Source organism: Streptomyces sp. NPDC033180 (assembly GCF_055577645.1).
In genome coordinates this window covers 86183-110393 of sequence record NZ_JBVIPU010000004.1, presented here as the reverse complement: position 1 = coordinate 110393, position 24211 = coordinate 86183, and the positions used below count along the sequence as shown (strand labels likewise).

General features: G+C 70.4%; 22 protein-coding genes. 12 read left to right on the top strand and 10 right to left on the bottom strand.

All coding sequences use genetic code 11. The annotated features are described in order from the left end of the window. The first annotated feature begins 217 nt into the window (after nt 1–217). The 6 genes from ACZ5WE_RS14420 (at nt 218) to ACZ5WE_RS14395 (ending at nt 8719) form a co-directional block, all read left to right on the top strand. Nucleotides 218–649, top strand: a complete 432-nt coding sequence (locus ACZ5WE_RS14420; protein WP_467686923.1) for a hypothetical protein — start codon at nt 218–220, stop codon at nt 647–649. 1 nt (nt 650) lies between these two features. Further along, a complete protein-coding gene (locus ACZ5WE_RS14415) occupies nt 651–1751 on the top strand; it encodes a GNAT family N-acetyltransferase (protein WP_467686925.1) in 1101 nt (366 codons plus the stop codon). Nucleotides 1752–2130: 379 nt separating this feature from the next. After that, a complete protein-coding gene (locus ACZ5WE_RS14410) occupies nt 2131–2964 on the top strand; it encodes a glycosyltransferase family 2 protein (RefSeq protein ID WP_467686927.1) in 834 nt (277 codons plus the stop codon). Continuing rightward, nucleotides 2961–3992 (top strand): glycosyltransferase family 2 protein, encoded by a 1032-nt coding sequence (locus tag ACZ5WE_RS14405; protein WP_467686929.1) that lies wholly within the window; start codon nt 2961–2963, stop codon nt 3990–3992. Before ACZ5WE_RS14410 ends, ACZ5WE_RS14405 begins: the two co-directional genes overlap by 4 nt. Before the next feature lie 31 nt (nt 3993–4023). Then, entirely contained in the window at nt 4024–4824 is an 801-nt protein-coding gene (locus ACZ5WE_RS14400) for a polysaccharide deacetylase family protein (RefSeq protein ID WP_467686931.1), read from the top strand. After that, a complete protein-coding gene (locus ACZ5WE_RS14395) occupies nt 4817–8719 on the top strand; it encodes a lipopolysaccharide biosynthesis protein (RefSeq protein ID WP_467686933.1) in 3903 nt (1300 codons plus the stop codon). Before ACZ5WE_RS14400 ends, ACZ5WE_RS14395 begins: the two co-directional genes overlap by 8 nt. A 28-nt stretch (nt 8720–8747) precedes the next feature. Here the strand turns inward: ACZ5WE_RS14395 and ACZ5WE_RS14390 are convergent, their stop codons facing one another. After that, on the bottom strand, nt 8748–10172 hold the full coding sequence (locus tag ACZ5WE_RS14390; RefSeq protein WP_467686935.1) for a GH39 family glycosyl hydrolase: 1425 nt from the start codon (nt 10170–10172) through the stop codon (nt 8748–8750). Nucleotides 10173–10334: 162 nt separating this feature from the next. On the opposite strand from ACZ5WE_RS14390, the gene ACZ5WE_RS14385 reads away from it, so the two are divergent. Next, on the top strand, nt 10335–11429 hold the full coding sequence (locus ACZ5WE_RS14385; protein ID WP_467686937.1) for a DUF5925 domain-containing protein: 1095 nt from the start codon (nt 10335–10337) through the stop codon (nt 11427–11429). A gap of 67 nt (nt 11430–11496) precedes the next feature. On the opposite strand, the gene ACZ5WE_RS14380 is transcribed toward ACZ5WE_RS14385, so the two are convergent. Continuing rightward, nucleotides 11497–11904, bottom strand: coding sequence for a GntR family transcriptional regulator (locus tag ACZ5WE_RS14380; protein ID WP_467686939.1), 408 nt, complete (start codon nt 11902–11904; stop codon nt 11497–11499). Between the two features lie 70 nt (nt 11905–11974). Here ACZ5WE_RS14380 and ACZ5WE_RS14375 point away from each other — a divergent pair, with 70 nt between their 5' ends. Both ACZ5WE_RS14375 and ACZ5WE_RS14370 read left to right on the top strand, forming a co-directional pair. Next, the gene (locus tag ACZ5WE_RS14375) at nt 11975–12904 is read left to right on the top strand and encodes a GNAT family N-acetyltransferase (RefSeq protein ID WP_467686941.1); all 930 of its coding nucleotides are present in this window, start codon (nt 11975–11977) and stop codon (nt 12902–12904) included. After that, a complete protein-coding gene (locus ACZ5WE_RS14370; protein WP_467686943.1) occupies nt 12885–13415 on the top strand; it encodes a ribonuclease FAU-1 family protein in 531 nt (176 codons plus the stop codon). Before ACZ5WE_RS14375 ends, ACZ5WE_RS14370 begins: the two co-directional genes overlap by 20 nt. Before the next feature lie 25 nt (nt 13416–13440). Here the strand turns inward: ACZ5WE_RS14370 and ACZ5WE_RS14365 are convergent, their stop codons facing one another. Further along, nucleotides 13441–14919 (bottom strand): methyltransferase domain-containing protein, encoded by a 1479-nt coding sequence (locus ACZ5WE_RS14365; protein ID WP_467686944.1) that lies wholly within the window; start codon nt 14917–14919, stop codon nt 13441–13443. A 108-nt stretch (nt 14920–15027) separates the two neighbouring features. On the opposite strand from ACZ5WE_RS14365, the gene ACZ5WE_RS14360 reads away from it, so the two are divergent. Further along, complete coding sequence (locus ACZ5WE_RS14360) at nt 15028–15168, top strand: hypothetical protein (RefSeq protein ID WP_467686946.1); 141 nt, start codon at nt 15028–15030, stop codon at nt 15166–15168. Nucleotides 15169–15235: 67 nt separating this feature from the next. On the opposite strand, the gene ACZ5WE_RS14355 is transcribed toward ACZ5WE_RS14360, so the two are convergent. The 4 genes from ACZ5WE_RS14355 to ACZ5WE_RS14340 are packed head-to-tail and all read right to left on the bottom strand — an operon-like array spanning nt 15236 to nt 18744. Further along, nucleotides 15236–15691: a GNAT family N-acetyltransferase gene (locus tag ACZ5WE_RS14355; protein ID WP_467686948.1), complete on the bottom strand. Its 456-nt coding sequence runs from the start codon at nt 15689–15691 to the stop codon at nt 15236–15238. Continuing rightward, nucleotides 15688–17196 carry a tripartite tricarboxylate transporter permease gene (locus ACZ5WE_RS14350; RefSeq protein WP_467686950.1) on the bottom strand — a complete coding sequence of 503 codons (1509 nt, stop codon included), beginning with the start codon at nt 17194–17196 and terminating at the stop codon, nt 15688–15690. Before ACZ5WE_RS14350 ends, ACZ5WE_RS14355 begins: the two co-directional genes overlap by 4 nt. 1 nt (nt 17197) lies before the next feature. Beyond that, complete coding sequence (locus ACZ5WE_RS14345; protein WP_467686952.1) at nt 17198–17764, bottom strand: tripartite tricarboxylate transporter TctB family protein; 567 nt, start codon at nt 17762–17764, stop codon at nt 17198–17200. Further along, complete coding sequence (locus tag ACZ5WE_RS14340) at nt 17761–18744, bottom strand: Bug family tripartite tricarboxylate transporter substrate binding protein (RefSeq protein ID WP_467687126.1); 984 nt, start codon at nt 18742–18744, stop codon at nt 17761–17763. The genes ACZ5WE_RS14345 and ACZ5WE_RS14340 overlap by 4 nt, the downstream gene beginning before the upstream one ends. Before the next feature lie 227 nt (nt 18745–18971). Between ACZ5WE_RS14340 and ACZ5WE_RS14335 the strand changes: the two genes are divergently transcribed. Beyond that, nucleotides 18972–19658: a response regulator gene (locus ACZ5WE_RS14335; RefSeq protein ID WP_467686954.1), complete on the top strand. Its 687-nt coding sequence runs from the start codon at nt 18972–18974 to the stop codon at nt 19656–19658. Between the two features lie 293 nt (nt 19659–19951). Further along, on the top strand, nt 19952–20965 hold the full coding sequence (locus ACZ5WE_RS14330; protein ID WP_467687128.1) for a lytic polysaccharide monooxygenase auxiliary activity family 9 protein: 1014 nt from the start codon (nt 19952–19954) through the stop codon (nt 20963–20965). Between the two features lie 98 nt (nt 20966–21063). Here the strand turns inward: ACZ5WE_RS14330 and ACZ5WE_RS14325 are convergent, their stop codons facing one another. The 3 genes from ACZ5WE_RS14325 to ACZ5WE_RS14315 form a co-directional block, all read right to left on the bottom strand. Then, the gene (locus tag ACZ5WE_RS14325; protein WP_467686956.1) at nt 21064–21945 is read right to left on the bottom strand and encodes an esterase/lipase family protein; all 882 of its coding nucleotides are present in this window, start codon (nt 21943–21945) and stop codon (nt 21064–21066) included. Between the two features lie 163 nt (nt 21946–22108). After that, nucleotides 22109–22798: a response regulator gene (locus ACZ5WE_RS14320; RefSeq protein ID WP_467686958.1), complete on the bottom strand. Its 690-nt coding sequence runs from the start codon at nt 22796–22798 to the stop codon at nt 22109–22111. Continuing rightward, nucleotides 22795–24093, bottom strand: coding sequence for a sensor histidine kinase (locus tag ACZ5WE_RS14315; protein ID WP_467686960.1), 1299 nt, complete (start codon nt 24091–24093; stop codon nt 22795–22797). Before ACZ5WE_RS14315 ends, ACZ5WE_RS14320 begins: the two co-directional genes overlap by 4 nt. Nucleotides 24094–24211: the final 118 nt, after the last annotated feature.

The following is a 24211-nucleotide window of genomic DNA, read 5'->3' as shown; positions in this document are numbered from 1 at the left end:
GATTTCTGCCACGACTGTGGTACCACTCCCCCCAGGGCGTCGATAGTGTTCATGTCAATGAGTTCTTCTGCAATTCCCTTGCCCGCACGGGGAGTTCCGTCGCGGTTCAAGGGCCCTGCGGCGAACATCTCCACACTCCCTCCGCATCTTGACGCGCCGCCGTGGACTGCGCGACATTGAAGCCCGGCATCCGGCGCGTCGGGGGGCAAAGTCGCCAATGCAGACGATCAGGATCAAGGCACCGTCATCAGACACCGGGCGAGAGCCCGACGACCGGCCGGTCCGAGGCGAGGACGCGCTCTCGCTGCTCGCGGGCACGGCCGTGGCGGTGGGCGCCGTCGGCGCGATGCTCGCACTCACGGACATCGATTCACCGCTGCGCGGCCCCCTCACCCTGTTCTTTCTCCTTGCGGCGCCCGGCTCGGCGATAGCGGCCGCTCTCAGGGGGCTTGACCCATGGGGCCGGATCATTGCTTCCGTTTCCGGGGCCGTCGCGGTCAACCTGTTGGTGGCCCAGGCGATGCTCGCCCTCCACATGTGGTCGGTGCGCGGCGGGGTCGCCGCCATCACCGTGATCGGCTCGCTCATCTATCTGCTGGTACTCGCACGGCGACTGCGACGCCGTGCCCCGACGAGGCGGACCTCCTGACGTGGACATCACCGTGCACCGCCCCGGAGAACTCACCGCCGCGGACCGGGTGGCCTGGACGGCGCTGCAGTCCAAGGCCCATCTCAACGGCTCGCCGGAGCTGGCCAATCCGTTCCTCTCCCCCGAGTTCACCCTCGCGGTGGGCCACTGGCGGCGCGGGGTGCGGATCGCGGTCGTACGCGAGGGCGGCGAGCCGGCGGCCTTCTTCCCGTTCCAGAGATCCATCACCGGCGTCGGCCGGGCCATCGGCCTCGGCGTCTCCGACTGCCAGGGCCTGGTGCACCGGCCCGGCTTCACCTGGGACGCGCGAGAGCTGCTGCGGGCCTGCGGGCTCGCGATGTACGAGTTCGACCATCTGGCAGGCGGGCAGGGGCCGTTCGAGGCGGGCGCCTCCGGCTCCTTCGCCTCCCCCGTCATGGACATCGACCAGGGGTACGAGGCATACCTGCACCGGCTCAAGGAGAAGTCACCGAAGTTCGCCCGCACGACCCTCGCCAAGGAGCGCAGGCTCGGCCGCGACCACGGCACCGTGCGCTACGTGCACGACGAGCGCGATCCCGCGGCCCTTCGCACCCTGATGGGGTGGAAGTCGGCCCAGTACCGCAGGACCGGCCGCAGCGACCGCTTCGCACAGGCCTGGATCAATCAGCTCGTGCGGCAGCTCCTCCACACCAGATCCGAGCAGTTCGCCGGCCTGCTCTCCGTGCTGTACGTCGACGAGGTGCCCGTCGCCGCACACTTCGGGATGCGCTCCGAGCGGGTCATCGCCCAGTGGTTCCCGGCCTACGACCCGGCGTTCGCCAAGTACTCGCCCGGTCTGATCATGCATCTGCGCATGGCCGAGGCGGCCGCCGCCGACGGCATCGCGTATCTCGATCTGGGGCGGGGCCAGAAGCAGTACAAGGACTCACTGAAGACACGCGAACTCACCGTGTCCGAGGGGTGGGTGGCTCTGCGCCATCCGGCAGCGATCGGTCACCGGGCGCGGCGCGCTCCGGTCAGGGCGCTGCGCAACACCGTCCTGTCACGGCCGGAACTCTTTGAACCGGCCGACAAGCTGCTGAAACGCATGGGCCAAATCCGATCAAGAAAGAAGGAATAAGAGGGAGCGAGAAGGAACAGAGCGCTCCATATGTGACCACCAAGATTGGCCAAATCATCAAAAGGGTGAGGCCTCGTTCCAGGTCTTGCCATACGGTCTCAATCATCAATACCGTCGTACATCCACCCGCATCGGTCCATCACGCATTGCGATCTAGGGGAGGGCTCAAGATCGCGGTGGAACCGGCGCGGGGCGCGGTAGGGGGGTGCCGTGCTCGGCGACTGAATCCGCGCCGAGTCACGTCCCGCGCGATGCCAGCTCACTCGGCATGCACGGAGATCTGTTTCGTCATGCGCAAGTGAGAACCCCCCTTTCGAACCGGATACATATCCGGACTGCCCGGGGGTGGGCGGTCCACCGGACGAGAGGGATCAGACTCATGAGTTCTGTCGTACACCCGGCGGTCGAGCCGGGCGAGAATCCGTTAAACCAGCCGAAGCTGTCCGGGAACTACCGTCCGATTACGACGCACTTGGCGATCACACCGCCGGTGAGTGTCGTGATTCCCGCCATGAACGAAGCGGAGAATCTTCCCTACGTTTTCAAGACACTGCCCGACTGGATTCACGAGGTCGTACTGGTGGACGGCAATTCCACCGATGACACGGTGGCCGTCGCACGGGAGCTGTGGCCGGGCGTGAAGGTCGTCCGCCAGCTCGGCAAGGGCAAGGGCGACGCCCTGATCACCGGATTCGAGGCGTGCACCGGCGACATCATCGTGATGGTCGACGCGGACGGCTCGGCCGACGGGCACGAGATCGTCAGCTATGTCTCCGCCCTCGTCTCGGGCGCTGACTTCGCCAAGGGCTCCCGGTTCGCCAACGGCGGCGCCACGGACGACATGACGCCGATCCGCAAGCTCGGCAACCACGTCCTGTGCTCCGTCGTGAACGCCAAGTTCGGCGCCCGCTACACCGACCTTTGCTACGGCTACAACGCCTTCTGGCGGCACTGCCTCGACAAGATCGAGCTCGACTGCACGGGCTTCGAGGTGGAGACCCTGATGAACATCCGGGTGGTCAAGGCCGGGCTCAAGGTGCAGGAGATCCCCAGCCACGAGTACCTGCGCATCCACGGCGTCAGCAACCTCAGCGCCGTACGCGACGGGCTGCGCGTCCTGAAGGTGATCCTCACGGAGCGCTCCAACCGCCGCGGGCGGGGCCGCCGCGCCCGTGGTGTTCCGTTCCGCACGCGCCAGGGAGAGGTGTCTTGAGCGGTTTCGGACACCACGGGGGAAGCACGGTCGCGGGCATCTCCGTCGTCATCTGCGTCTACACCGAGGACCGCTGGGAGGACATCCTCGCGGCGGTCTCCTCGGTGCGGGCGCAGTCACTGACGGCGCTGGAGACGCTGCTCGTGGTGGACCACAACGCCTCGCTCCTCGACCGCCTCGCCAAGGAGTACAAGGAGACCGAAGGGGTGCGGGTGCTCGCGAACGCGGGCCCCCGCGGCCTCTCCGCGGGCCGCAACACCGGGATCGCCGCCTCCAGCGGCGAGATCATCGCGTTCCTCGACGACGACGCCGTCGCCGAACGGGACTGGCTGCGCCACTTCGCCGAGGGGTACGCCGACCCGAAGGTCTTCGCGGTGGGCGGGCGCACCATGCCCGTCTGGGAGTCACGGCGCAGGCCCGCCTGGTTCCCCGAGGAGTTCGACTGGGTCGTCGGCTGTACGTACAAGGGCCTGCCCGAGGGGCGCGTGCGGGTGCGCAACGTCCTGGGCGGCAACGCCTCCTTCCGGCGCACCGCGTTCGAGGCGGCGGGCGGCTTCGCGACCGGCATCGGGCGCGACGGCGACAAGCGTCCGCTGGGCTGCGAGGAGACGGAGCTGTGCATCCGCCTCACCCGGGCACGGCCGGACGCGATCCTGCTCATCGACGACCGCGCGGTGATCCACCACCGGGTCCCCGCGCCGCGGGAGCGCTTCCAGTACTTCCGCACGCGGACGTACGCGGAGGGCCTCTCCAAGGCCCTCGTGGCCCGGAGCGTCGGCGCGCAGAAGGGCCTTGAGTCCGAGCGGCGGTATGCCACGCGCGTCCTGCCGGCCGGGGTCGGGCGCGGTCTGCGTGACGCGCTGCTCGCACGTCCGGGCGGTGCGGGCCGCGCGGGCGCCATTGTGGCGGGCGTGGTCACGGCGGCAGGGGGGTACGTCCTCGGCAGTGTCCGCGCGCGCAGGGGAGGCGCCACGTTCTCGGTCGTGGAGATCGGGACGGATGCGGACGGTGAGGGGGCTGCGGCATGAGCAGGGCACCGATCGGCAGAGGGGGGCCGCCATGAACGCTCCTGTGCCGATACTCATGTACCACTCGATCGCGCATGAACCGACCCTGGAGACACGGCAGTTGTCCGTGTCTCCAGGGGCGTTCGCCGAGCAGCTCGAGCTGCTCGGCGAGCGGGGTTTCACGCCGCTGAGCACGGCCGGGCTCGCCGCGATCTGGCGTACTCCCGGCCGCGCCCTGCCGCCAAGGCCCGTCCTGATCACCTTCGACGACGGCTACGAGGGCGTACACCGCCACGCGCTGCCCGTGCTCGCCAAGCACGGCTTCGCCTCGACCCTCTTCGTCTCCACGGGCTGGCTGCGCGGAGCGCACGACACCGGGGGCGGCCTCGACCTGATGCTCGACTGGGACCAGGTGCGCGAACTGGCCGCGTCGGGCACGGAGATCGGTGGGCACAGCCATACGCACCCACAGCTCGACCAGCTGGACGACGACGACCTCTGGTTCGAACTCCTTCGCTGCAGGGAGATCGTCACCGAGGAACTCGGCACCCGGCCGACCTCCTTCGCCTACCCGTACGGCTATTCGAGCCGCCGAGTGCGCCACGCGGTGCGCGGTGCCGGATTCGCCCAGTCGCTCGCGGTCGGCAACGGCCTCGCGCGGCGTACGCAGGGGCCGTACGCGATGCAGCGGGTGACCGTGCGCCGCTCCACCGGCATCGAGGAGTTCGAACGGCTCGTCGAGGGCCGTGCCATCGCCCGCAACTTCGCCAGGGACCGTGCCCACACCAAGGGGTACGCCGTGGTCCGCAGAGCCCGCCAGGCCCGCCGGAAGGCAACCCGTACCCGTGTCTGACACGTCGACCGCCCAGGCAGACGTCTCTGGGACTCCGAGCACCGAACAGCGTCCGCCGTCCGGCAAGTCGGGCAGGCCGCGCAGACTGCGCCTGCCCGGAAGGGGCGGCGGCGGTGGCGGGAGTCCGTTGTTCCGCAACGCCTACGCGCTGATGCTGAACACCGGCATCTCCGGCGTGCTCGGCGTCGGCTTCTGGCTGGCCGCCGCTCGGTACTACTCCGAGTCGGCGGTCGGCCAGGGCTCGGCGGCGATCGCCGCCATGAAGCTCCTCGCGGGGCTCACCGCCCTCACCCTGACGGGGGCCCTCGCCCGCTTCATCCCCGTCGCGGGACGCGCCACGGGCAAGCTCATCTTCCGTACGTACGCGACCAGTTCGCTCGTCGTCGCGTTCGCCGCACTGATCTTCCTGTTCACGCTCGACCTGTGGGGGCCCTCGTACAGGTTCCTGCACGGCCCACTGAACGGACTCGGTTTCATCGCCGCGGTCGTCGCCTGGTCACTGCTCACCCTCCAGGACGGGGTGCTCACGGGGCTGCGCAGCGCGCTGTGGGTGCCGGTCGGCAACACGATCTTCTCGGTCGTCAAGCTGGGGCTGCTCATCGCGGTGGCCGCGGCGATCCCGACGGCGGGCGTGTTCGTCTCGTGGGTGGCCGCGATCGCCCTGTCGGTCATCCCGCTGGGCTGGCTGGTGTTCCGGCGGCTCGTGCCACGGCACGTGAAGGCGACCCAGGACAAGACGCGGCCGCCGAGTCTGCGCGAGATGGGCCGCTTCCTGGCCGGCGACTACACGGGCTCGCTCTTCTCGCTCGCCGTGGTCTATCTCGTACCGGTGATCGTCGCCTCGCAGGTCAGCTCGGTCGACAACGCGTACTTCTACATCACCACCACGATCGGCGGCACGGTCAACCTGCTCGCCATCAACATGGGCGCCTCGCTGACCGTCGAGGGCGCGCACGACCCGGCACGGCTCGCGGCGAACACCCGGGCAGCGCTGCGCCGCATGGCGCGCATCATGCTGCCGGTGTGCGGTGCCCTCTTCGTCGGGGCGCCGTTCATCCTGCGGGTCTTCGGCCAGGGGTACGCGGACGCGGCGACTCCGCTGCTGCGCTGGTTCGCGGTGGGCGCGGCACTGCGGGTGGTCATGGAGACGTACTTCGCGGTGCAGCGCGCCCAGAGCCGTACGTCGGGGATCGCCTGGATGCAGGGCCTGTTGTGCGCCCTCGTGCTCGGTCTGACGCTGCTTCTGCTGCCGCGGATGGGTCTGACGGGGGCGGGTGTCGCCGAGATCTGCAGCCTCGCGGTGATCGTGGCGATCGCGGCACCGAAGCTGTACCGGGTGGTGCGGGGGGCCGGACCGCCCACGTCGGACGGCGGCGGGGCGCCGGACGGCGATCTCGCGGATCTGGGGACCCCCGTGACGCCGCCCACGGCCGCCGCGGACGAGGCGGGCCGGCGCAAGGAGCGGCCGCGCGGGCCCGCCTGGGCGCTGCGCGAGTCGCTCGACTCGGACACGCTGCAACTGGCGGTGCAGCCCGACTTCGAGCATCCGGAGCGCAGGCCCGACGTGCGTCCGGGGCCGGGCACGCCCGCGTCCGGGACTCCGGCTTTCGGGAAGGCCGCGTCGGGCAGGTCCGCGTCCAGGAAGCCCGCTTCCGGGAAGGTGGCGGGCACGGGGGGCGAGGGGGAGGACGTGCAGGACACGGAGGACATGGAGCACCGGCCGACCTGGGCGCTGAGAACACCGGTCAAGCCACGCGAACCGGCTTCGTCGGCGCCGCTGCCGCCTTCGGTGTCGTCGGCCGTCACCGCGCCCGCCGAGGAGCCGGGCACCGCACCAAGTGCGGCGGAGACCCCATCGGAGCCCGTGGTCGCGCCCGCGCCGCTCACCCGCCGCCGCGCCCTCTTCATGGCGCTGTTCCTCGCCTTCGCGCTCGCCCTGTACTGGCTGCCCACCGTGGGCATGACCGAAGCCGATCTGGACGCGATGGGCGGGCTCGGGCTCATCTCGATCCTGCCCGCGCCGACCCTGGTCGGGGCCGCCCTGCTCGTGGTCGTCTTCGCCTCGCTGCTCTGGACGGAACGGCCGCACAAGGCCCTGCTCCTGGTGACGCTGATCGCCACGGTGGTGTGTCTGCACGCGCTGCCGGCCGTCCTCGAGGACGAGCCGAGGTTCGCGACGGCCTGGCAGCACCTGGGCTTCATGGAGTACGTCGACAGGACCGGCTCCGCGGTGCCCGACCTGGACGCGCGCTGGAGCTGGCCCGGGTTCTTCGCCACGGCCACGTTCGTGGCGAAGGCGTGCGGTGTCTCGGACATGACCGAGGTGATCCGCTGGTGGCCGCTGGCCATGCAACTGCTCTACCTGGCCCCGATGTTCCTGCTGGTGCGCTCCATGCGGGCGTCCTGGCGTGCCAGGTGGGCCGGTCTGTGGATCTTCGCGCTGAGCGGCTGGGTCGGCCAGGACTACTTCTCCCCGCAGGGCTTCACGTATCTGCTCTATCTGGTGTTCGTCGCGGTGCTCCTCGTGTGGTTCCGCGCGCCGCACGTGCTGTGGGCCAAGCGGCGCCCCGGCGAACTGGAGGTCGAACCCGCCGACCGGCGCCAGCGCGCGGTCCTGCTCGTCGTCCTGATCGCCCTGTTCGCGGCGACGGTCCCCGCGCACCAGCTCACGCCGTTCGTGATGCTCGGTGTCCTGGCCGGGCTCGTCCTGGTGGGCCGTTCGGAGCTGCGCGGCCTGCCGATCCTCTTCGCGGTCTTCGTCGCCGTCTGGGTGGGCTTCCTCGCGGAGCCGTACTGGTCGGGGCACTTCGACGAGCTGTTCGGCGGGATCGGCGGCGTCGGCGGCAATGTGACCTCGTCGGTGTCCGGCCGGATCGAGGGCGGCAGTTCGACCCATCAACTCGTCCTGTACGCACGCGTGGCACTGGCCGGCGGCGTCATGGCGTTCGCCTGCTGGGGCTGGTGGCGGCGGCGCGATCACAAGTACACGGAACGCTCGCTGCTCGTCCTGACCTTCATCCCGTTCCTGGGCTTCGGCATGCAGTCGTACGGCGGCGAGATGGCCCTGCGGGTCTTCATGTTCGCGCTGCCCGGCGCCGCGCTCCTCGCCGGGCTCGCGTTCTTCCCGCGGGCGGGCATCACCGCGAAGGAGCGGGACCGCGACAAGGTGAGTCTGGCGCCCCTGGCCGCACTGATGGCGGGGCTCGTCCTGATGGGCGGCTTCCTGGTGGCGCGCTGGGGCAACGAACCCTTCGAGCGCACCCGGGCCGGCGAGGTCGCCGCGATGGAGTACGTGTACGAGCACGATGATCCGACGGTGCGGCTCCTGTGGATGAGCGACGACACGCTCAACAACGTGACGCCCGCGATGCCGTGGGGCACACGCGACATGGAGAAGGTGCAGTACGTCCCGACCCTCGCCCCGGCCGACCCGGTCCTGGTCTCCAGCCTGGTGAAGGCGCTCAAGGACGCCGGCCCCAACTCGTATCTGATGATCAACAAGAGTCAGACGGTCTATCTCCAGATGGACGTGGGCTACTCCAGGACCTGGGACACCCGGCTGATCAGGAATCTCGACAACCGCCAGGAGCTGAAGAAGGTCCTCACGAACGACGACGCGACCCTCTACACCCTGCGCAAGCAGCCGAACGGCAAGGTCGAGAAGGCCGAGCCCGGCCCGATCGGCCCGCAGGTGACATGGACCCCCTGGTCGGTGATCGGCGCGCTCGCGGCGATCGCCCTGGTCCTGCTGCTCGTCACCCGTGAGGTCGTGCGGGTGGCGTGGGAGCCGAGCGTGCGACAGCTGCGCTGGCTGCAGAGCAGTTTCTGGTTCTCACTGCCGCTGCTCGCGGTGCTGCTCGCCTCGCTGATCCAGCGGTTCCTGACGATGGCTTGATACGGGGGGCGGAGAGGGCTGAAGCGGATCACCGCTTCAGCCACTTCACCTCGTACCCCTTCATCCCGAACCGCTTGCCGTCGATCTTCGCGTCGATCGGGCGGTCGAGGGTGTTCACGACGAGCACGGTCTCCTTGTCGGCGAGGACGCGGACGTTCGGTGCGTCGTCGGCGGCGACGGAGACGTTGTCGTACTCCGTGCCGGGCGGGAACGCGTCGTTGAACCGGGAGAGCATCTTCAGCATGGGCAACTCCGTGCCCCCGTCGTCGAGTTGAGTGGAGCGCCACAGGCAGCCCGCGCAGGTCTCGCCCCTTTTCTGCGGGTTCCAGTAGAAGCCGCTGCTCGCGCCGCCGCGGGCCATCGCCATCAGTCCCGTGGCGTGGACGGCGACGCGGTGCGGCTCGGACCAGTCGTCGCGGTTGTCGTCGCTGTCGCCCGGTTCCACGTAGTACTCGGCCCACCACAGCGGCAGGTCTCCGGTGCGCTCCCGCACCCACTTGCCGACCGCCGTGAGCTTGTCGGTGGCCTTGAACTCGTCGGGGAGCAGCTCGTCGTCGACGGTGTAGCTGGAGCCGTCCACGACGACGAAGTCCGCGCCCGCCTTGTTCTTGTTCCAGTAGTCGAAGGCGTCGAGGACCCGCTGGTCCATGCGGCCCCAAGGTCCCTCGACCTCCGTCGAGGCGCCCTCGGTCTGGCGCGGGTCGACGCTGTCCATGACGAGGTAGGGGCCGCCGACCATGATGTCCTTGTTGACCTTCTTGAGCTCCTTGTAGACCAGGTTGTAGAGCTCGGTGTATCCCTCGTAGTCCCAGCGGGCCTCTTCGTTGTTCCAGAAGCCCTTGAACTCGTTCCAGACGATGAAGTGCCGTACGTCCGGATAGCGTTTGGCCACGGTCGCCGCGAGCTTGGCGTAGTCCTTGTAGTGGGCGCGTTCCGGGGCGGTCTCCAGGGACTGCTGGCTCCAGTCGGTGTTGTCCGCGCCGGGCTTGCCGCCCTTCATCCAGTCCGGGGCGCAGCACAGGGTGATGACCGGCGTGCCGTCGGTGGCGCGGATGAAGTCCATCCGCTGGTCCATCGCCGAGAAGTCGTAACGCCCCTTGACCGGCTCGGGGTTGCCCGCGCCCCAGCCCATGATGTGCTGGATCTGCGGCAGCGGGCGCGGTTGGCCGGCGAGCAGCTCCTCGGCGCGTCGCCTGGCCGCGTCGCCGCCCTCGTCCGCGCTGTACTGGGTGTGGGTGAAGCCCCAGCCGACGGCCGGCTTCGCCTCGCCGGGCGGGACGGCGGGGGTGCCGTGCACCTTGTCGCCGTCGCGCGTGGTGCCTTCGGTGCCCGAGTCGCCACCGGGAAGCGTGGTGGTGACGGTCAGGATCAGGGCCAGTGCGGCCAGAGCAACGCCGAGCAGCGCGGCGATTCGCCACCGCTGTGCCCCCGAATTCCACCCATGACGTGCCATCAAGGACAACAGTAACGGCGACAGTTGGCGGTAGCACAGGTTCCGTACCACAGGTTCGCAACCGGACGAAGTACGAGGGAGTGCGGCGGGAGTGCGGCGGGAGTACGGCGGAGTGCGTAAACCGGGATGCACGCGGGCACTTGTGTGCCGGATCATGGCGGCATGTCTGCGAACCCTCAGGACACCCTGCCGATCCGGCTCAACGTCGACGACAGCGACTCTCCGTCAGATGTCGTGGACGCCCTCTTCCTCGGCCGCTTCGCCACCGGCGAGCAGCCCTTCTCGCACAGTTCCAACATCGACCGCGTCAAGTCCGGTTCCACGCTGCTGCCGCCGGGGGCGACGGTGCTGCGCGCGGCCCGCGACGACGACCGCAGCGCGACGCTGGCCGAGGGTGCCGGCTGGACGCTCCTGATCTCGCGCTGGAACCGCGGCGCGGACGTCACGGTGACGGCGACGAGCGCCGACCTCGCGGAGAAGGTCCTGAAGCAGGCGACGGACGGCTCGCAGGACGAGCCGGAGCCCCAGCCGGACAACGTGACCATGGGGTTCTGGTACGTCTCCCCCAGGCGCGGCCCGCACCGCACCACGCGGCAGATCGCCGCCGGTACGTGGGAGGAGGTGCGGGAGAACTACACCGCGCCGGTGGCCGAGGCCATGGACTCCCTGATGAAGACGGGCCCCGAGGACATCTCGGGCCGCCTCCTGCTGCTGCACGGCCCGCCCGGCACGGGCAAGACGTCGGCGCTGCGCACGCTCGCGCGGTCCTGGCGCGACTGGTGCCAGGTGGACTGTGTCCTGGACCCGGAGCGGCTGTTCAGTGACGTCGGCTACTTGATGGACATCGCGATCGGCGAGGACGACGGCACGGCGAAGGGCCGCTGGCGGCTGCTGCTCCTGGAGGACTGCGACGAGCTGATCCGGGGGGAGGCGAAGCACACCGCGGGGCAGGCGTTGTCGCGGTTGCTGAACCTGACGGACGGGCTGCTCGGACAGGGTCGCAACGTCCTGGTCGGCGTCACGACGAACGAGGACCTGGAGCGGCTCCACCCGGCGGTGGTCCGCCCCGGCCGGTGTCTCGCCCGCATCGAGGTGGGTGGCCTGACCCGGGCCGAGTCGATCGACTGGCTCGGCACGGAGGAGGGGGTCTCTCGCGAGGGCGCGACGCTGGCGGAGCTGTACGCGTTGCGCCGCGGCACGTCCCCTACGTCGGTCCCGGATCCCCGGGGCGGGGCGGACGCGGGGCTCTACCTGTAGCCCGGCAGGCCGCCGCTTCGCGGCGATTTCCTCCCGCCGACCCATCCGTTCGCCCCGCAGTGCAAGCTCACCCCGAGTCCCCGTATGCCGCACGCAGCGCATCTCGCGCAGCGGCCAACGCCCCCTCCTCGGAGAGGCCCAGCCGCCGAACCCGCTCGGCAAAGGCCTGGGCGGCGGCCGACGCCTCCCGGGCGGCCGCGTCCCCGGCCGCGGCGACGAACGTCCCATGACGCCCCCGCGTCTCGATCACCCCGTCCGCCTCAAGGGCCCGATACGCCTTGGCCACCGTGTTGGCGGCGAGCCCCAGCTCCTGGGCGAGCCCCCGCACGGTCGGCAACTTGTACCCCACCGGCAGCGTCCCGCCCCGTGCCTGCTCGGCGATCTGGGCCCGCACCTGCTCGTAGGGCGGCACGCCACCCGCACCGGCGCCGCCCCCGGCGCTGCCGTCACTCTCGATCTCGATCTTCAAAGTCACGCGGCGATTGTCCCGCACCTCCGGAAAATAGAAGGCACCCCGACGTGCCCCGCGCGTAGCGTGCGGCCCCATGACCGTCCTAGTCCGCGCCCTGCGCCCCGGAAACAGACCCGACGCCGAGGCCTTCGCCGCCGTCCGTCGCGCCTGCGTGCCCGCCATGCTCGCCACCGCCGATTCGGTCAGGTTCGACCTGGCGCACGCCCATCCCGGCTCCCGGTACCTCCAGTTGGCCGCCGAGGCCGACGGGGAGATCATCGGCACGGCGCAGGTCGGCATCGCCTACGACAGCCCCGAACCGGGCCAGGGCTTCGCCAACGTCTACGTACTCCCGGAGCGGCGTTGTCTTGGCGCGGGTTCACTGATCCTGCGGACGGCGGAGGAGTACCTGGCGGACGAGGGGGCGACCACGGTCTTCGCCTGGGTCCTCGACGAGCCCGCGAACCGCGCCTTCGCCACCGGACGCGGCTACCGCGCGAGCCGCTCGGCCCACTTCCTGCGCCTCGACCTGGCCGGCGGCCCGCTGCCGCCGCGCCAAGAGCCGCCCGCCGGGGTGGAGTTGCGTACGGGAGCGGAGTTCGGGGACGACCCGCGCGCCCTCTTCGATCTGGACGCGGAGACCGTGGCGGACGAACCGAGCGATGTGGCCGCGGAGTTCACGGACTACGAGCACTGGCTCGCGGAGACCTGGAACCACCCTTTGGTGAACCGCGAACTGACCACGGTGGCAGTCGTGGACGGCCGCCCGTCCGCCTTCACCCTGGCCCGCACGGATGACGCGTCGCGCTACGCGAGCGGCATGACCGGCACCGGACGCGCGTTCCGCGGACGCGGACTCGCCAAGCTCGCCAAGAACGACTCCCTGCACCGGGCGCGGGCCGCCGGATACACGGAGGCGTTCACCGGAAACGACGCCGGCAACGAGCCGATGCTGGCGATCAACAAGTGGTTCGGCTACGAGATCTGCGCGACGGAGGTACGCCATGTCCGAGACCTCGGCTGACCAGCTGGACATCATCCTGATGAAGGCGGGCCGCACGAAGATCCGCTACCCGGCGGAGGTCGTCGCGGACGACGGCACCGTGGTGACGGTCCGCGCGCCCTGGGCCGGCGCCGGGGTACGGGACTTCGGCTTCGTACGCTTCGAGCCGGGCGACGTCTTCACGGAGCACTACTGGCGCGACCGCTGGTACGCCGTGAAGGAGGTCCGCACATCCGCGGGCGTCCTGAAGGGCTGGTACTGCGACGTGACGCGTCCCGCGGTACGGGACGGCGCCACCCTCACGGTGGAGGACCTGGACCTCGACCTGTGGTGCTCGGCGGACGGCACGACGATCCTCCGCCTGGACGAGGACGAGTTCGCCGAAAGCGGTCTGACGAGCCGCGACCCCGAGGCAGCGTCCAGGGCCTTGTCCGCCTTGGACGAGTTGGAGCAGCTGGCCCGCGATGGCGCCCCGCTGACACCGCCCCCGCCCCCGCCCGCTACCGGGCCCACCGCCCCCGGCGACCGCTGACCGAGTGGTCGGGGGCGGGCGAACGTCAGCCACCGACCACGAGCTCCACCTCGAAACCCGCCCCGTCCTCCAGATACGCCGCACAGTGCTCCGCCCCTCCCGCGTACGGATGCCGCTCCGGAAAGAGCAAGGACCAACCGTGCTCCGGAGCCTCCGCCACCAGGCGGTCGAGCTCCGCCGGGCCCGGCACGTGGAAAGCCAGGTGGTTCAGGCCGGGCCTCAGCCGGTCGTGTCCCCCGTCCCGCATGTCCGGCGACTGCTCAAGGACCACATACGTCGTGCCCCGCCGCCAACTGCCGCCGCCCTCCCACCACTGCTCACGGACATGCCCCAACTCCCCCAGCAGCCAGCCCCACGAGCCCTCTGCGGCAGCGAAGTCCGGCACCCACAACTCCACATGGTGCGCGCCCCGGGCGGGGGCGAGGGCTGCCGACCTGTCCGCCCCGCCCCTCTCGAACCTCACCGCGTCCCCCTCCTCCTGCCAGTGCAGTGCGAACCGCTCTCCCGCCCGCCACGCCTCGAGTGCCGCCCTGCAGTACGCCACCATGTCGTCCGGCAGTGTGGCCACCTTGTGCCAGGTGAGCTCGCCGCACTTGTCCGGCTCCGCGTTGCGGGGTTCGCCGCCCGCGCCGTACCGCGCCTCGAAGAACCATCCGATGCGGGCCGCCTCGCCCGGGCCACGGTGCTGGAGGACCAACTCGGCGCTCACGTCCTCGGGGGTGAGGTCAAGGCCGATCTCCTCCCGTGCCTCGCGGATCACCGCCGTACGGACGTCCTCGCCGGGCTCCACGTGGCCGGAGGGGAGGTTGAACAAGCCGTCTCCGTAACCGGTGTTGGCGCGGCGGGCGAGGAGCACCTCGTCGCCTCGGCGAAGGATGAGGTGGACGTCCACCACCTCCTGGTGACGGCTGGGTGCCGCGGGGAGGACCGCCACTACCGCGTAACGCTCGTCCTCCACCCTCTTGCCCCACAACCGCTCGTCGCCCGACAGGCGTTCGGAGTGGAGACGGGCCGCCGTCGGCGTCAGGGCCGCGATCAGACGGCTCGCGGGGATACCGGACGGGTTCGCCGTGCCCCACACGCCCTCGATGAGGACCAGGCGGCCCCCCGGCCGCAGCAGCCCGCACCAGTGCCGCAGCGTCGCCTCCGGGTCCGGCAGCATCCACAGCACATGCCGGGCCAGGACCACGTCGAAGCGGCGACCCTCAACCGGGGGCGCGTCCGCATCGCCGATCAGTACCTCAGCCGCGTGCCCCGACAGCTTCTCGCGGGCCCGTTCCACCATGGTCGGGGACAGGTCCACCGCCGTGACGCGATGCCCGCGCTCGGCGGCCAGCAAGGAGAGGCTTCCGGTGCCGCAGCCCAGGTCGAGGACGTCTCCGGGGGCCGTCGGCAACCAGTCCCGCAGGCGCCGCGCCCACGCGGCGCGCACCGCCCCGTCCCGCAGTCCGTGGTCCGGCTCGTCGTCGAAGGTGGCCGCCTCTGCGTCCCAGTCGATCGTCATCCGGCGATGGTGACACTCGCCACTGACAATCCAACTCGGATGAGAAACCCTCCCCGCAGAGGTCTACAGACGTCCCACCTTGGACATCGGTAGTACAGGGAGGCAGCCATGCGCCGTGTGACCGTGCACAAGACCGTCGGTAAGCCCACCAATCGGCAGATCCGGGAGAAATACGAGTCCGAGGAGCGGCCCCGCGAGCGCTCCGAGGTCCGCAAGGACATCCAGCGGACCTGGTGGCCGGACGGGTGAGATCCCGGGGGGTCCCGGGGCGGGCCCGGGTTCTAGTGGTCGTCGCAAGATCCCGGGGCGGGAAGAGCTAGAGCCTCTTCCGGTAGTGGTAGCGGTCGTACGGGCCGTCCACCCTGCGCTCCACCATCTCGTAGCCGTACCGCGGGTAGATCTTCCGGTTCTCCCACATCATCGCGTTCGTGTAGAGCCGGACCTCCGGCAGTCCCAGCGACCGCGCCCGCTCGTCCACGAAGGCGAGCAGGCGGCGGCCCACCCCTTGGCCCGCGGCCTCGGGGTGGACCGCGATGCTGTCCAGGAACAGGTGGTCCTTTTGCGGGACGAGGACCAGGACACCCACGACCGGGTCACCGGTGACATACACCCGCCCCGCCGCCACCTCCGCCGCGTGGTCCGCCTCCATGGGGACGGGCACGACACCGATGCGCTCGATGTAGGGGTGGTACGCCGCGTCCGTCACCGCCTTCACGGCGGGGACGTCGGCGGCGGTCGCGGGGCGGATGTCGTCGTTCGTGCCTCGGGTCATGCCTTTACGTCTACGTCACTCCTCCTGCCCCGCACCAGCAGTTTCTTCAGGAGAGGCCAGAGCACGATCAGCGCGATGATCACGTACACCGTGATGGAGAAGGGCGTGTCGACCAGGCCGCTGACACTGCCGTCGCTGATCTGCAGGGCGCGGCGCAGCTGCTGCTCGGCGTTCGGGCCGAGGATGACGCCGATGACCGCGGGCAGGACGGGCAGGCCGTAGCGCCGCATGCCGAAACCGATCAGGCCGATGATGAGCAGGATCACCAGGTCCAGGGCCTCACCGCCGACCGCGTACGCGCCCACCGCGGCGAAGAAGAGGATGCCCGCATAGAGGTAGGGCCTCGGGATGCGGAGCAGCTTCGCCCAGACCGGGGCCAGCGGCAGGTTCAGGGCCAGGAGCAGGACCATGCCCACGAAGAGGGACGCGATCAGGCCCCACACCAGGTCCGGCTCGCGTTCGAAGAGGAGCGGGCCCGGCTGGATGCCGTACTGCTGGAAGGCGGCGAGCATCACTGCCGCCACGGCCGTCGTGGGCAGACCGAGCGTCAGCATGGAGACGAGGGTGCCCGCCGCCGACGCGGATGACGCCGACTCGGGGCCCGCCACTCCCTCGATCGCGCCCTTGCCCCACTCGTCCTTGTGCTTGGAAAGGCGCTTCTCGGTGACGTACGAGAGGAAGGTCGGGATCTCCGCGCCGCCCGCGGGAATCGCGCCGAACGGGAACCCGATGAGCGGGCCGCGCAGCCACGACTTCCAGGTGCGCTTCACGTCCGCCTTGCCCAGCCAGGGGCGGCCGACCGGGATCGCCTCGCCGCTGGTGCGCCGCAGATGGGCCGCGACCCACAGGGCCTCGCCGATCGCGAAGAGACCGACGGCGACGATCACCACGTCGATGCCGTCGGCGAGTTGGAGCGAACCGAAGGTCAGACGCTGCTGCCCGGTCATCTGGTCGAGCCCGACCAGGCCGAGGGTGAGGCCGATGAGGAGGGATGCCAGTCCTCGTACGCGCGACGAGCCGAGCACGGACGTCACCGCGATGAACGCGAGCACCATGATGGCGAAGTAGTCGGGCGCCCCGATGTCGACCGCGAGGTCCGCCACGGTCGGCGCGAGCGCCACCAGGAGGATCGTGCCGATGATGCCGCCCGCGAAGTGCCCGATGGCGGCAGCCGCGAGCGCCTGTGCGCCCCGGCCGGACTTGGCCATCGGGTTGCCTTCCATGGCGGCCACCACCGCCGCGCTCTCACCCGGTGTGTTCAGCAGGATGGAGGTCGTGGAGCCGCCGAACATCGCTCCGTAGTAGATGCCCGCGAACATGATGAACGCGCCGGTCGGCTCCAGGCCGTACGTGACGGGCAGCAGCAGGGCCACCGCCATCGCGGGGCCGATGCCGGGCAGGACGCCGATCGCTGTGCCGAGCAGCACGCCGACGGCGGCCCAGAGCAGGTTGATGGGGGTGAGGGCCGTGCCGAAGCCGTCCATCAGGGAGTTGAAGGCGTTCATGTCACAGCACTCCCATCAGCGGCCCGCCGGGCAGCGGCACCCCGAGCAGGTTGTTGAAGACGACGTACGTGATGAGGGAGAGCCCGGCCGCGATGAGCGGATCGCGGTCCAGGTGGCGGCTGCCGAGGGCGTATGCCGCGCCCCAGAAGAGCAGGGCGCCCGCGATGGGGAAGCCGAGGGGTTCGATGAGGACGGCGGCGCCGAGGAAGACTCCGGCCAGGAGCAGGACGGTGCGCCAGTCGGCGGGTTCGGACAGGTCGATGTCCTCGCCGCCCTCGGCCTCGCCGCGGCCGCCGCGCAGGACGTCGATCGCCAGGAGCACGGCGACGACCAGGAGCCCGATGCCCACGGCGATCGGGACCGTCTTGGGGCCGATGGGGCCGCGCTGGGCGATCTCGACGTCCATGGTGAGCGCGTCGGTGAGCACGAGGACGCCGAGGGCGAGGAGCATGAGGCTCACGCCGAGTTCGGAGTGCTCCCGCAGCCAGGCGCGGCGGCCGCCGCCACTCCCGCTCCCGCTCGCGCTCTCGCCGGGCGGCGGGGTCGACGGAGATTCGGTCGTCGTCACAGTCCCAGCTCCTTCAGCACGGACACCACGCTCTTGTCCTGTTCGGCCAGGAAGTCGCCGAACTTGTCGCCGGTGAGGAAGGCGTCGTCCCAGCCGTTGGTCTTGAGGGACTTGCGCCACTGGGGGGAGTCGTGGAGCTTCCTGACCAGGCCGGTGAGCTTCTTGCGTTCGGTGTCGGAGAGGCCGGGCGGGGCGACGATGCCGCGCCAGTTGGTGAAGTCCACGTCGTAGCCGGACTCCTTGAGGGTCGGGCCGTCCAGGCCTTTGGCCCGCTTGGGCCCGGTGGTCGCGAGGAGGCGCAGCTCGCCCGACTTGATCTGGTCCAGGTACTCACCGACACCCGAGACGCCGAAGGCGACCTTCTTGCCGAGGATCGAGGCGAGGAGTTCGCCGCCGCCGTCGAAGGGGACGTAGTTGACCTTCTTCGGCGAGATCCCCGCGGCGCGTGCCATCAGCATCGGGGCGAGGTGGTCGGGGCCTCCGGGGGAAGAGCCGCCGCCGACGGGGAGTTTGCCCGGGTTCTTCTTCCAGGCGGTGACCAGCTGCTTGATGTCCTTGTACGGCGAGTCCTTGGCGACCACGACGACGTCCGGCTCTTCGGTGAGGCGGGCGATGGGGGTGGTGTCGGCGAGGGTCCTGGGCGAGTCGTTGGAGCGTGCGGCGCCGACGACTCCGAGGCCCATGGACATCGCGAGCTTGCCGTTGCCGTGCTCGCCGACGAGGCGGCTGAGACCGACGGTGCCGCCGGCGCCGGGCAGGTTGAACACCTCGATGTTGTGGGTGAGTCCGGCGTCCTCGGCGTTCTTCGCCGCGGTGCGGGCGGTGATGTCGTAGCCGCCGCCCGGGGTGTTGGGGACCATGAAGCGCAGGCCGGGGATCTGTGTGCCGGTCTCGGAGCCGCCGCCCGTCGAGAGCAGCGGCGGCCCTGCGAGCACGAGCAGCGCGGCCCCGAGCAGGGCAAGGGGTGTGCGCAGGCGCACGTGTGCCACCACCTGTCGGTACGTAGTCGGTACGTAGTTCCGTACGTCGTTCGGTACGGAGGAGTTGATGCGGCCGGGCTCCCCGTGGGGGCGGGAACCCGGCCGCTGTCCGCGGGGACGGGGAACCTGTGAGGTGGCCCACATGTTGCCTGGGCGTTAAGAAGCTGTCTCTCTTCCGGAATCAACGGACGTTGTGGTCGTTGTGGTCGCGCCCATAGCCTGCGGCGATGACAAGGGTGCTGGTCGTGGACGACGACTTCATGGTCGCCAAACTGCACAGCCGTTATGTGTCCGCGGTGGACGGATTCTCGGTGGTGGGAGTGGCGCACAGCGGTGCACAGGCGCTGGCCGCGGTGGAGCAGCTGCGTCCCGATCTGGTCCTCCTCGATATCTATCTGCCCGATATGGACGGCATCGCGGTGCTGCGCGAGTTGCGGGCGATCGAGGAGCGCGACCGGGACCGGCAGCCGCTGGACGCGCTGTTCATCACGGCCGCGCGGGACGCCGAGATCGTGCGGGCGGCGCTGCGGGCCGGGGCCCTGCACTACCTGATCAAGCCGTTCAACCAGGCGGCGCTGCGCGAGCAGTTGCTGCACGTGGCGGCGCTGCGGGCCCGCCTCGACGGCCTGGACGAGGCACGCCAGGAGGACGTCGACCAGATCTTCGGCCCCCGCCCGCCCGGCTCCCGCGAGCTCCCGAAGGGCCTGGCGGCCCACACCGCGGACCTGGTCGAGCAGACACTGCGGGCGCACCCGGCGGGCCTCTCCGCCTCGGAGTGCGCCCAGGAGGGCGCCCTCTCCCGGGTCAGCGCACGCCGCTACCTGGAGTTCTTCGCGGACACGGGCCGCGCCGAGGTGACGCTTCGGTACGGGGGGACGGGGCGGCCGGAGCGGCGGTATCGGTGGGTGCGCTAGCGGCAGGCCCGCAGGGCTTCCCCGGGGCAATTCGGGCACGACCTGAGCGGAGCCTGAGGGCCCCCTTAACCCCACCATAAAGATCGCCATCACCCCCTCCCAGCAGGCGAATTCGGGGATTTCAGCGGCTAGCTTTCTCGTCGCCGGGTCGGTTACGAACCGTCGGCGCCGCACGTGATCGGGGGGCGGCACCGGCCGTTCGCAACCGTCTCGTGTCCCCCACCCCCCAGAACCGCCGCTGAGGAGAACCACTCATGACCTTCCCCAAGCTCTCAAACCCCTTCGAGCAGGGGATGCCCCAGCGTCGCAAGCTCGCCGCGATCGCCGCCGTCGGGATCGCCCCGCTCGCCCTGACCGCCCTCTCCGCGGCTCCTGCCGCCGCACACGGTTCGATGACGGACCCGGTGAGCCGTGTGTCCGCGTGCTTCCAGGAGGGCCCGGAGTCCCCGAAGTCGGCTGCCTGCAAGGCGGCTGTCGCGGCCAGTGGCGCGCAGGCCTTCTACGACTGGAACGGCGTGAACATCGCCAACGCCGCGGGCAAGTCGAAGGAGATCATCCCCGACGGCAAGCTGTGCAGCGCGGGCAACGACAAGTACAAGGGTCTCGACCTGCCGCGCGCCGACTGGCCGTCCAGCAAGATGTCCGGCGGCAACCACACCTTCCACTACAAGGGCACCGCCCCGCACAAGGGCTCCTTCGAGCTGTACATCACGAAGGACTCGTACGACCCGAGCAAGCCCCTGAAGTGGTCGGACCTGGAGGAGAAGCCGTTCGTCGACGTCACCGACCCGAAGATGGAGAACGGTGACTACGTCTTCGACGGCAAGGTCCCGGCCAAGTCGGGCCGCCACCTGATCTACTCGGTCTGGCAGCGCTCGGACTCCCCCGAGGCCTTCTACACCTGCTCCGACGTCGTCTTCGGCAAGGACAGCGGCGGCGCCGGGGCCGCCGCTCCGGCCCCGGCCGCCTCCGCGCCCTCCGAGGAGGACATCGCCGCGGGCGCGGACAAGTCCACCGTCGAGCACCACGGCCACGGCGACAGCGACGCCAAGACCGGCGCCGAGGCCTCCGGGGCGGCCCCGGCCGCGGGTGACGACGCGGCCGCGGGTGACGACACCGCCGCGAACCAGCCCGAGGTGAACGGCGGCGCCGAGAAGCCCGTCGCGGCCGCCAACGAGAACCTCGCCGAGACCGGCGGCGACAGCACCACCCCGTACATCGCGATCGGTGGCGCCGCCGCCCTCGCGATCGGTGCCGCGGCCATGTTCGGCACGGCCCGTCGCCGCACGGCCCGCCACGGCCGCTGAATCCCCTGAGAACGAGAACGCGCTGAGCCGCCGCTGAGACCCCTCAGCGGCGGCTCTCTGCCAGGGGAAGGTTCTTGGCTCAGGAGAAGCTTCTTGGTTCAGGAGAAGCAGCTGCTCGGCGTCGCGTGCGCCGGGTCCAGTGCGTTCGCGACCTCGTGGTGCGCGACGCGGTCGAGGATCCCGATCGCCAAGTGCTCCGAAACGTCGACGGGGCACAGGTCCTGGATGGTCACGTTGCGCACTCCGGGGCCGTTCAGGAACTGCGTGCGGTACGGAGTGACCACCTCGTCGTACTTGGTGGCGATGACGGTGTAGCGCACACCGGGGACGGTGTCGCCGCCTTCGTTGAGCTTGGTCAGGAACGGCGATCCGGCCACCTGGTCGGCGAGGCCGGGAGTCTTGGTGGTGAGCAGGTCCTCGATGCCCGGGAAGTAGGGCAGCAGTCTGGTCAGGCCGAGCAGGGTGGTGCCGTGGTTGTCCGGTGCGAGGCCGACCAGGGCGTTCACCTTCTCCGCGCCGCCGAGGAACCTCAGGTAGTAGCGGGGCATCATGCCGCCCTGCGAATGGCCCACGAGATCGGCATCGGCGGCGCCCGTCGAAGCGAGCACCTTGTCGACGAAGCCGTCGAGCTGCTCGGCCGACTTGTCGATCGGGCCGAGCCCGTTGAAGAACGGCACTCCGGGCAGCTGGCCGTAGTCGAGGGAGTAGACGCAGTAGCCGCGCTTCACCAAGTAGGGCGCCAGGACGAGCCAGTTGTCGATGGAGTTGCCGAAGGTGCCGTGGACGAGGACCACGGGCCGGGGGTGTGCGGCGGACGGCTTGCAGTCGTAGTCGTTCCAGCCACTCGACGAAGAGGCAGCGGCGGTGGGGGCGGCGGACGCCGTGGTGGCGGCGGGGGTGAGGGTGAGCAGGCCCGTCACGAGAAGTGTCATGAGGAGGGCGGCGGTGAACGCTCTGAGCGTGCGTCTCCAGGGCAGCATCGTGTGATCTCCTTGCGGCTCAAGGGAGTTGCGATGAGTGAGCCCTGTGATCCGGATCACGAGGATGTCGTGCACGCGACAAATTACGGGCGAGTAGTAAAAGTGTGAAGTTGCGCGTCGGCAAAACTTCCAGCAGTCACTGGCACAGTCGCCCCGAGAACGCCTACCGCGGAGGCGACACCAGCCCCACCTCGTACGCGATGATGACCAGTTGGACCCGGTCACGGGAGTCCAGCTTGGTGAAGAGCCGCGCCACATGCGCCTTCACGGTCGCCACGGTGATGACCAGCTCGGCCGCGATCTCCGCGTTGGACAGGCCGCGGCCGACCAGCGTGAGCACCTCGCACTCGCGGTCGGTGATGCCGTCGACCGTCCGCCGGGCCGCCCGCTGCGCCGGATCGGGCCGCGCGGCGAACTCCGCGATCAGGCGCCGGGTGACGCTCGGCGCGATCAGGCCCTCACCGGCGGCCACCACATGGATCGCCCCGAGGATGTCTTCGAGCGCCATGTCCTTGACGAGGAATCCGCTCGCGCCGGCGCGGAGCGCGCCGTACACGTAGTCGTCGTCATCGAAGGTGGTGAGGACGAGTACGCGCGTCTCCTCCAGCTCCGCCGTGATCAGACGTGTCGCCTCGATGCCGTCCATGCCGGGCATGCGGATGTCCATCACGACGACGTCGGGGCGTACGTCACGGGCCATTCGGACCGCCTCGGCGCCCGTCCCCGCCTCCCCCACGACCTCGATGTCCGGGGTGTCGGCCATCAGGACGCGCAGCCCCGCGCGGACGAGGGGCTGGTCGTCGGCGAGCAGCACCCGGACCGCGGGGGCGGCGGGGCGTGCGGGGCCGGTCATCGGGTCTCCACCGCCGGCAGCGGCAGCAGCGCCGTCACCCGGAAGCCGCCCTCGGGCCGCGGCCCCGCGGTGAACCGGCCGTGCAGCAGGGCGACTCGCTCACGCATGCCGACGAGGCCGTACCCGGTGCCCGCGGGCAGGCCACCGCGGCCGTCATCCTCGATCGCGAGGGACAGTTCGCCCTCCCTCTGCTCGACGGTCACCCGGCAGGTCTCCGTCCCCGCGTGCCGTACGACATTGGTGAGGGCCTCCTGCAGGATGCGGAACGCGGCCAGGTCGATGTCGGCCGGCAGCGGCACGCGCTCCCCCACTCTGCGGATCTCCGCGCGGACCCCGGCGTCCCGCGCCGCCGCGGCGAGGCGGTCGACGTCGGCCAGCCCAGGGGCGGGTTCGCGGGGCGGCGCGGCGGTGTCACCGGCGGCGGGGGCGGCCTCCGGTCCGGTGGCGACGGCTCCCGGATCCGACTCCGACTCCGGCCTGCGCAACGCGACCAGCGTCCGGCGCAGCCCCGCGAGGGTCTCCCTGCTGGTGGCCTCGATGGTGCTGAGGGCGTTGCGGGCCTCCGCGGGCTGGGTGTCGATGACCCGGCTGCCCACGCCCGCCTGGATGGCTATGACGCCGATACTGTGCGCGATCATGTCGTGCAACTCCCTTGCGATACGCAGCCGTTCGGCGGTGACGGCACGAGCCGTGGCCTCGGACCGCAGCGCTTCGGCGTGCGTTCGGCGCTCGCGGACCGAACTGCCCGCCATCCAGGCGGCGATGAGGAGGACGGCGACGAGCACGGCGGCCTGACCTCTGTCGTCGGCCCACTCGGATGTCGTGCAGTGACTCGTCTCGTACTGGTGGGGAAAGCAGCCGGGGTCGACCGGGAAGCCGAAGAGACTGCCCATCTGCGCCGTGAACGCCAGGAGGGCGGCGACGACCGACGTGCGGCGCGGACGAGTGGCCGCGAGATAGGCGACGGCGCAGACCCCGGCCAGGGCCTGGAGATAGCTGACCTCCGTCGTGCGCATCTCCATCGTGGCCGTCACCCCGCCCAGGAGCAGCAGGGCCAGGGCGGGCAGCGGTCTGCGTCGCAGCAGCGAGGCGACCACGGCGACGAGCAGGATCGACGCGAGGACCATGAGGAGGTCGAAGCCCTGCTGCCCGCCGGAGAACGTGACGTAGGTGACGGCCGGGAAGAGGACGGCCCCGGTCCAGGCAAGGCCCGTGCGCACCGGCGGCCACAGGCGACCGGGCGCGCGTCGGCTCCGCCCCTCCTCGGCTACGGGCTGACCTGGGTCGATGTCCATGCGCCGATCGTATGTGCCCTTTCCTCGCAGGGGTATTGGCCCGTAGTCGTACGCCCGTGGGCTGCCGGAGCCCGCGGCGGGTGTGGCCTTCGGCCCGATGCCGCGCCGCCCCGGTCGC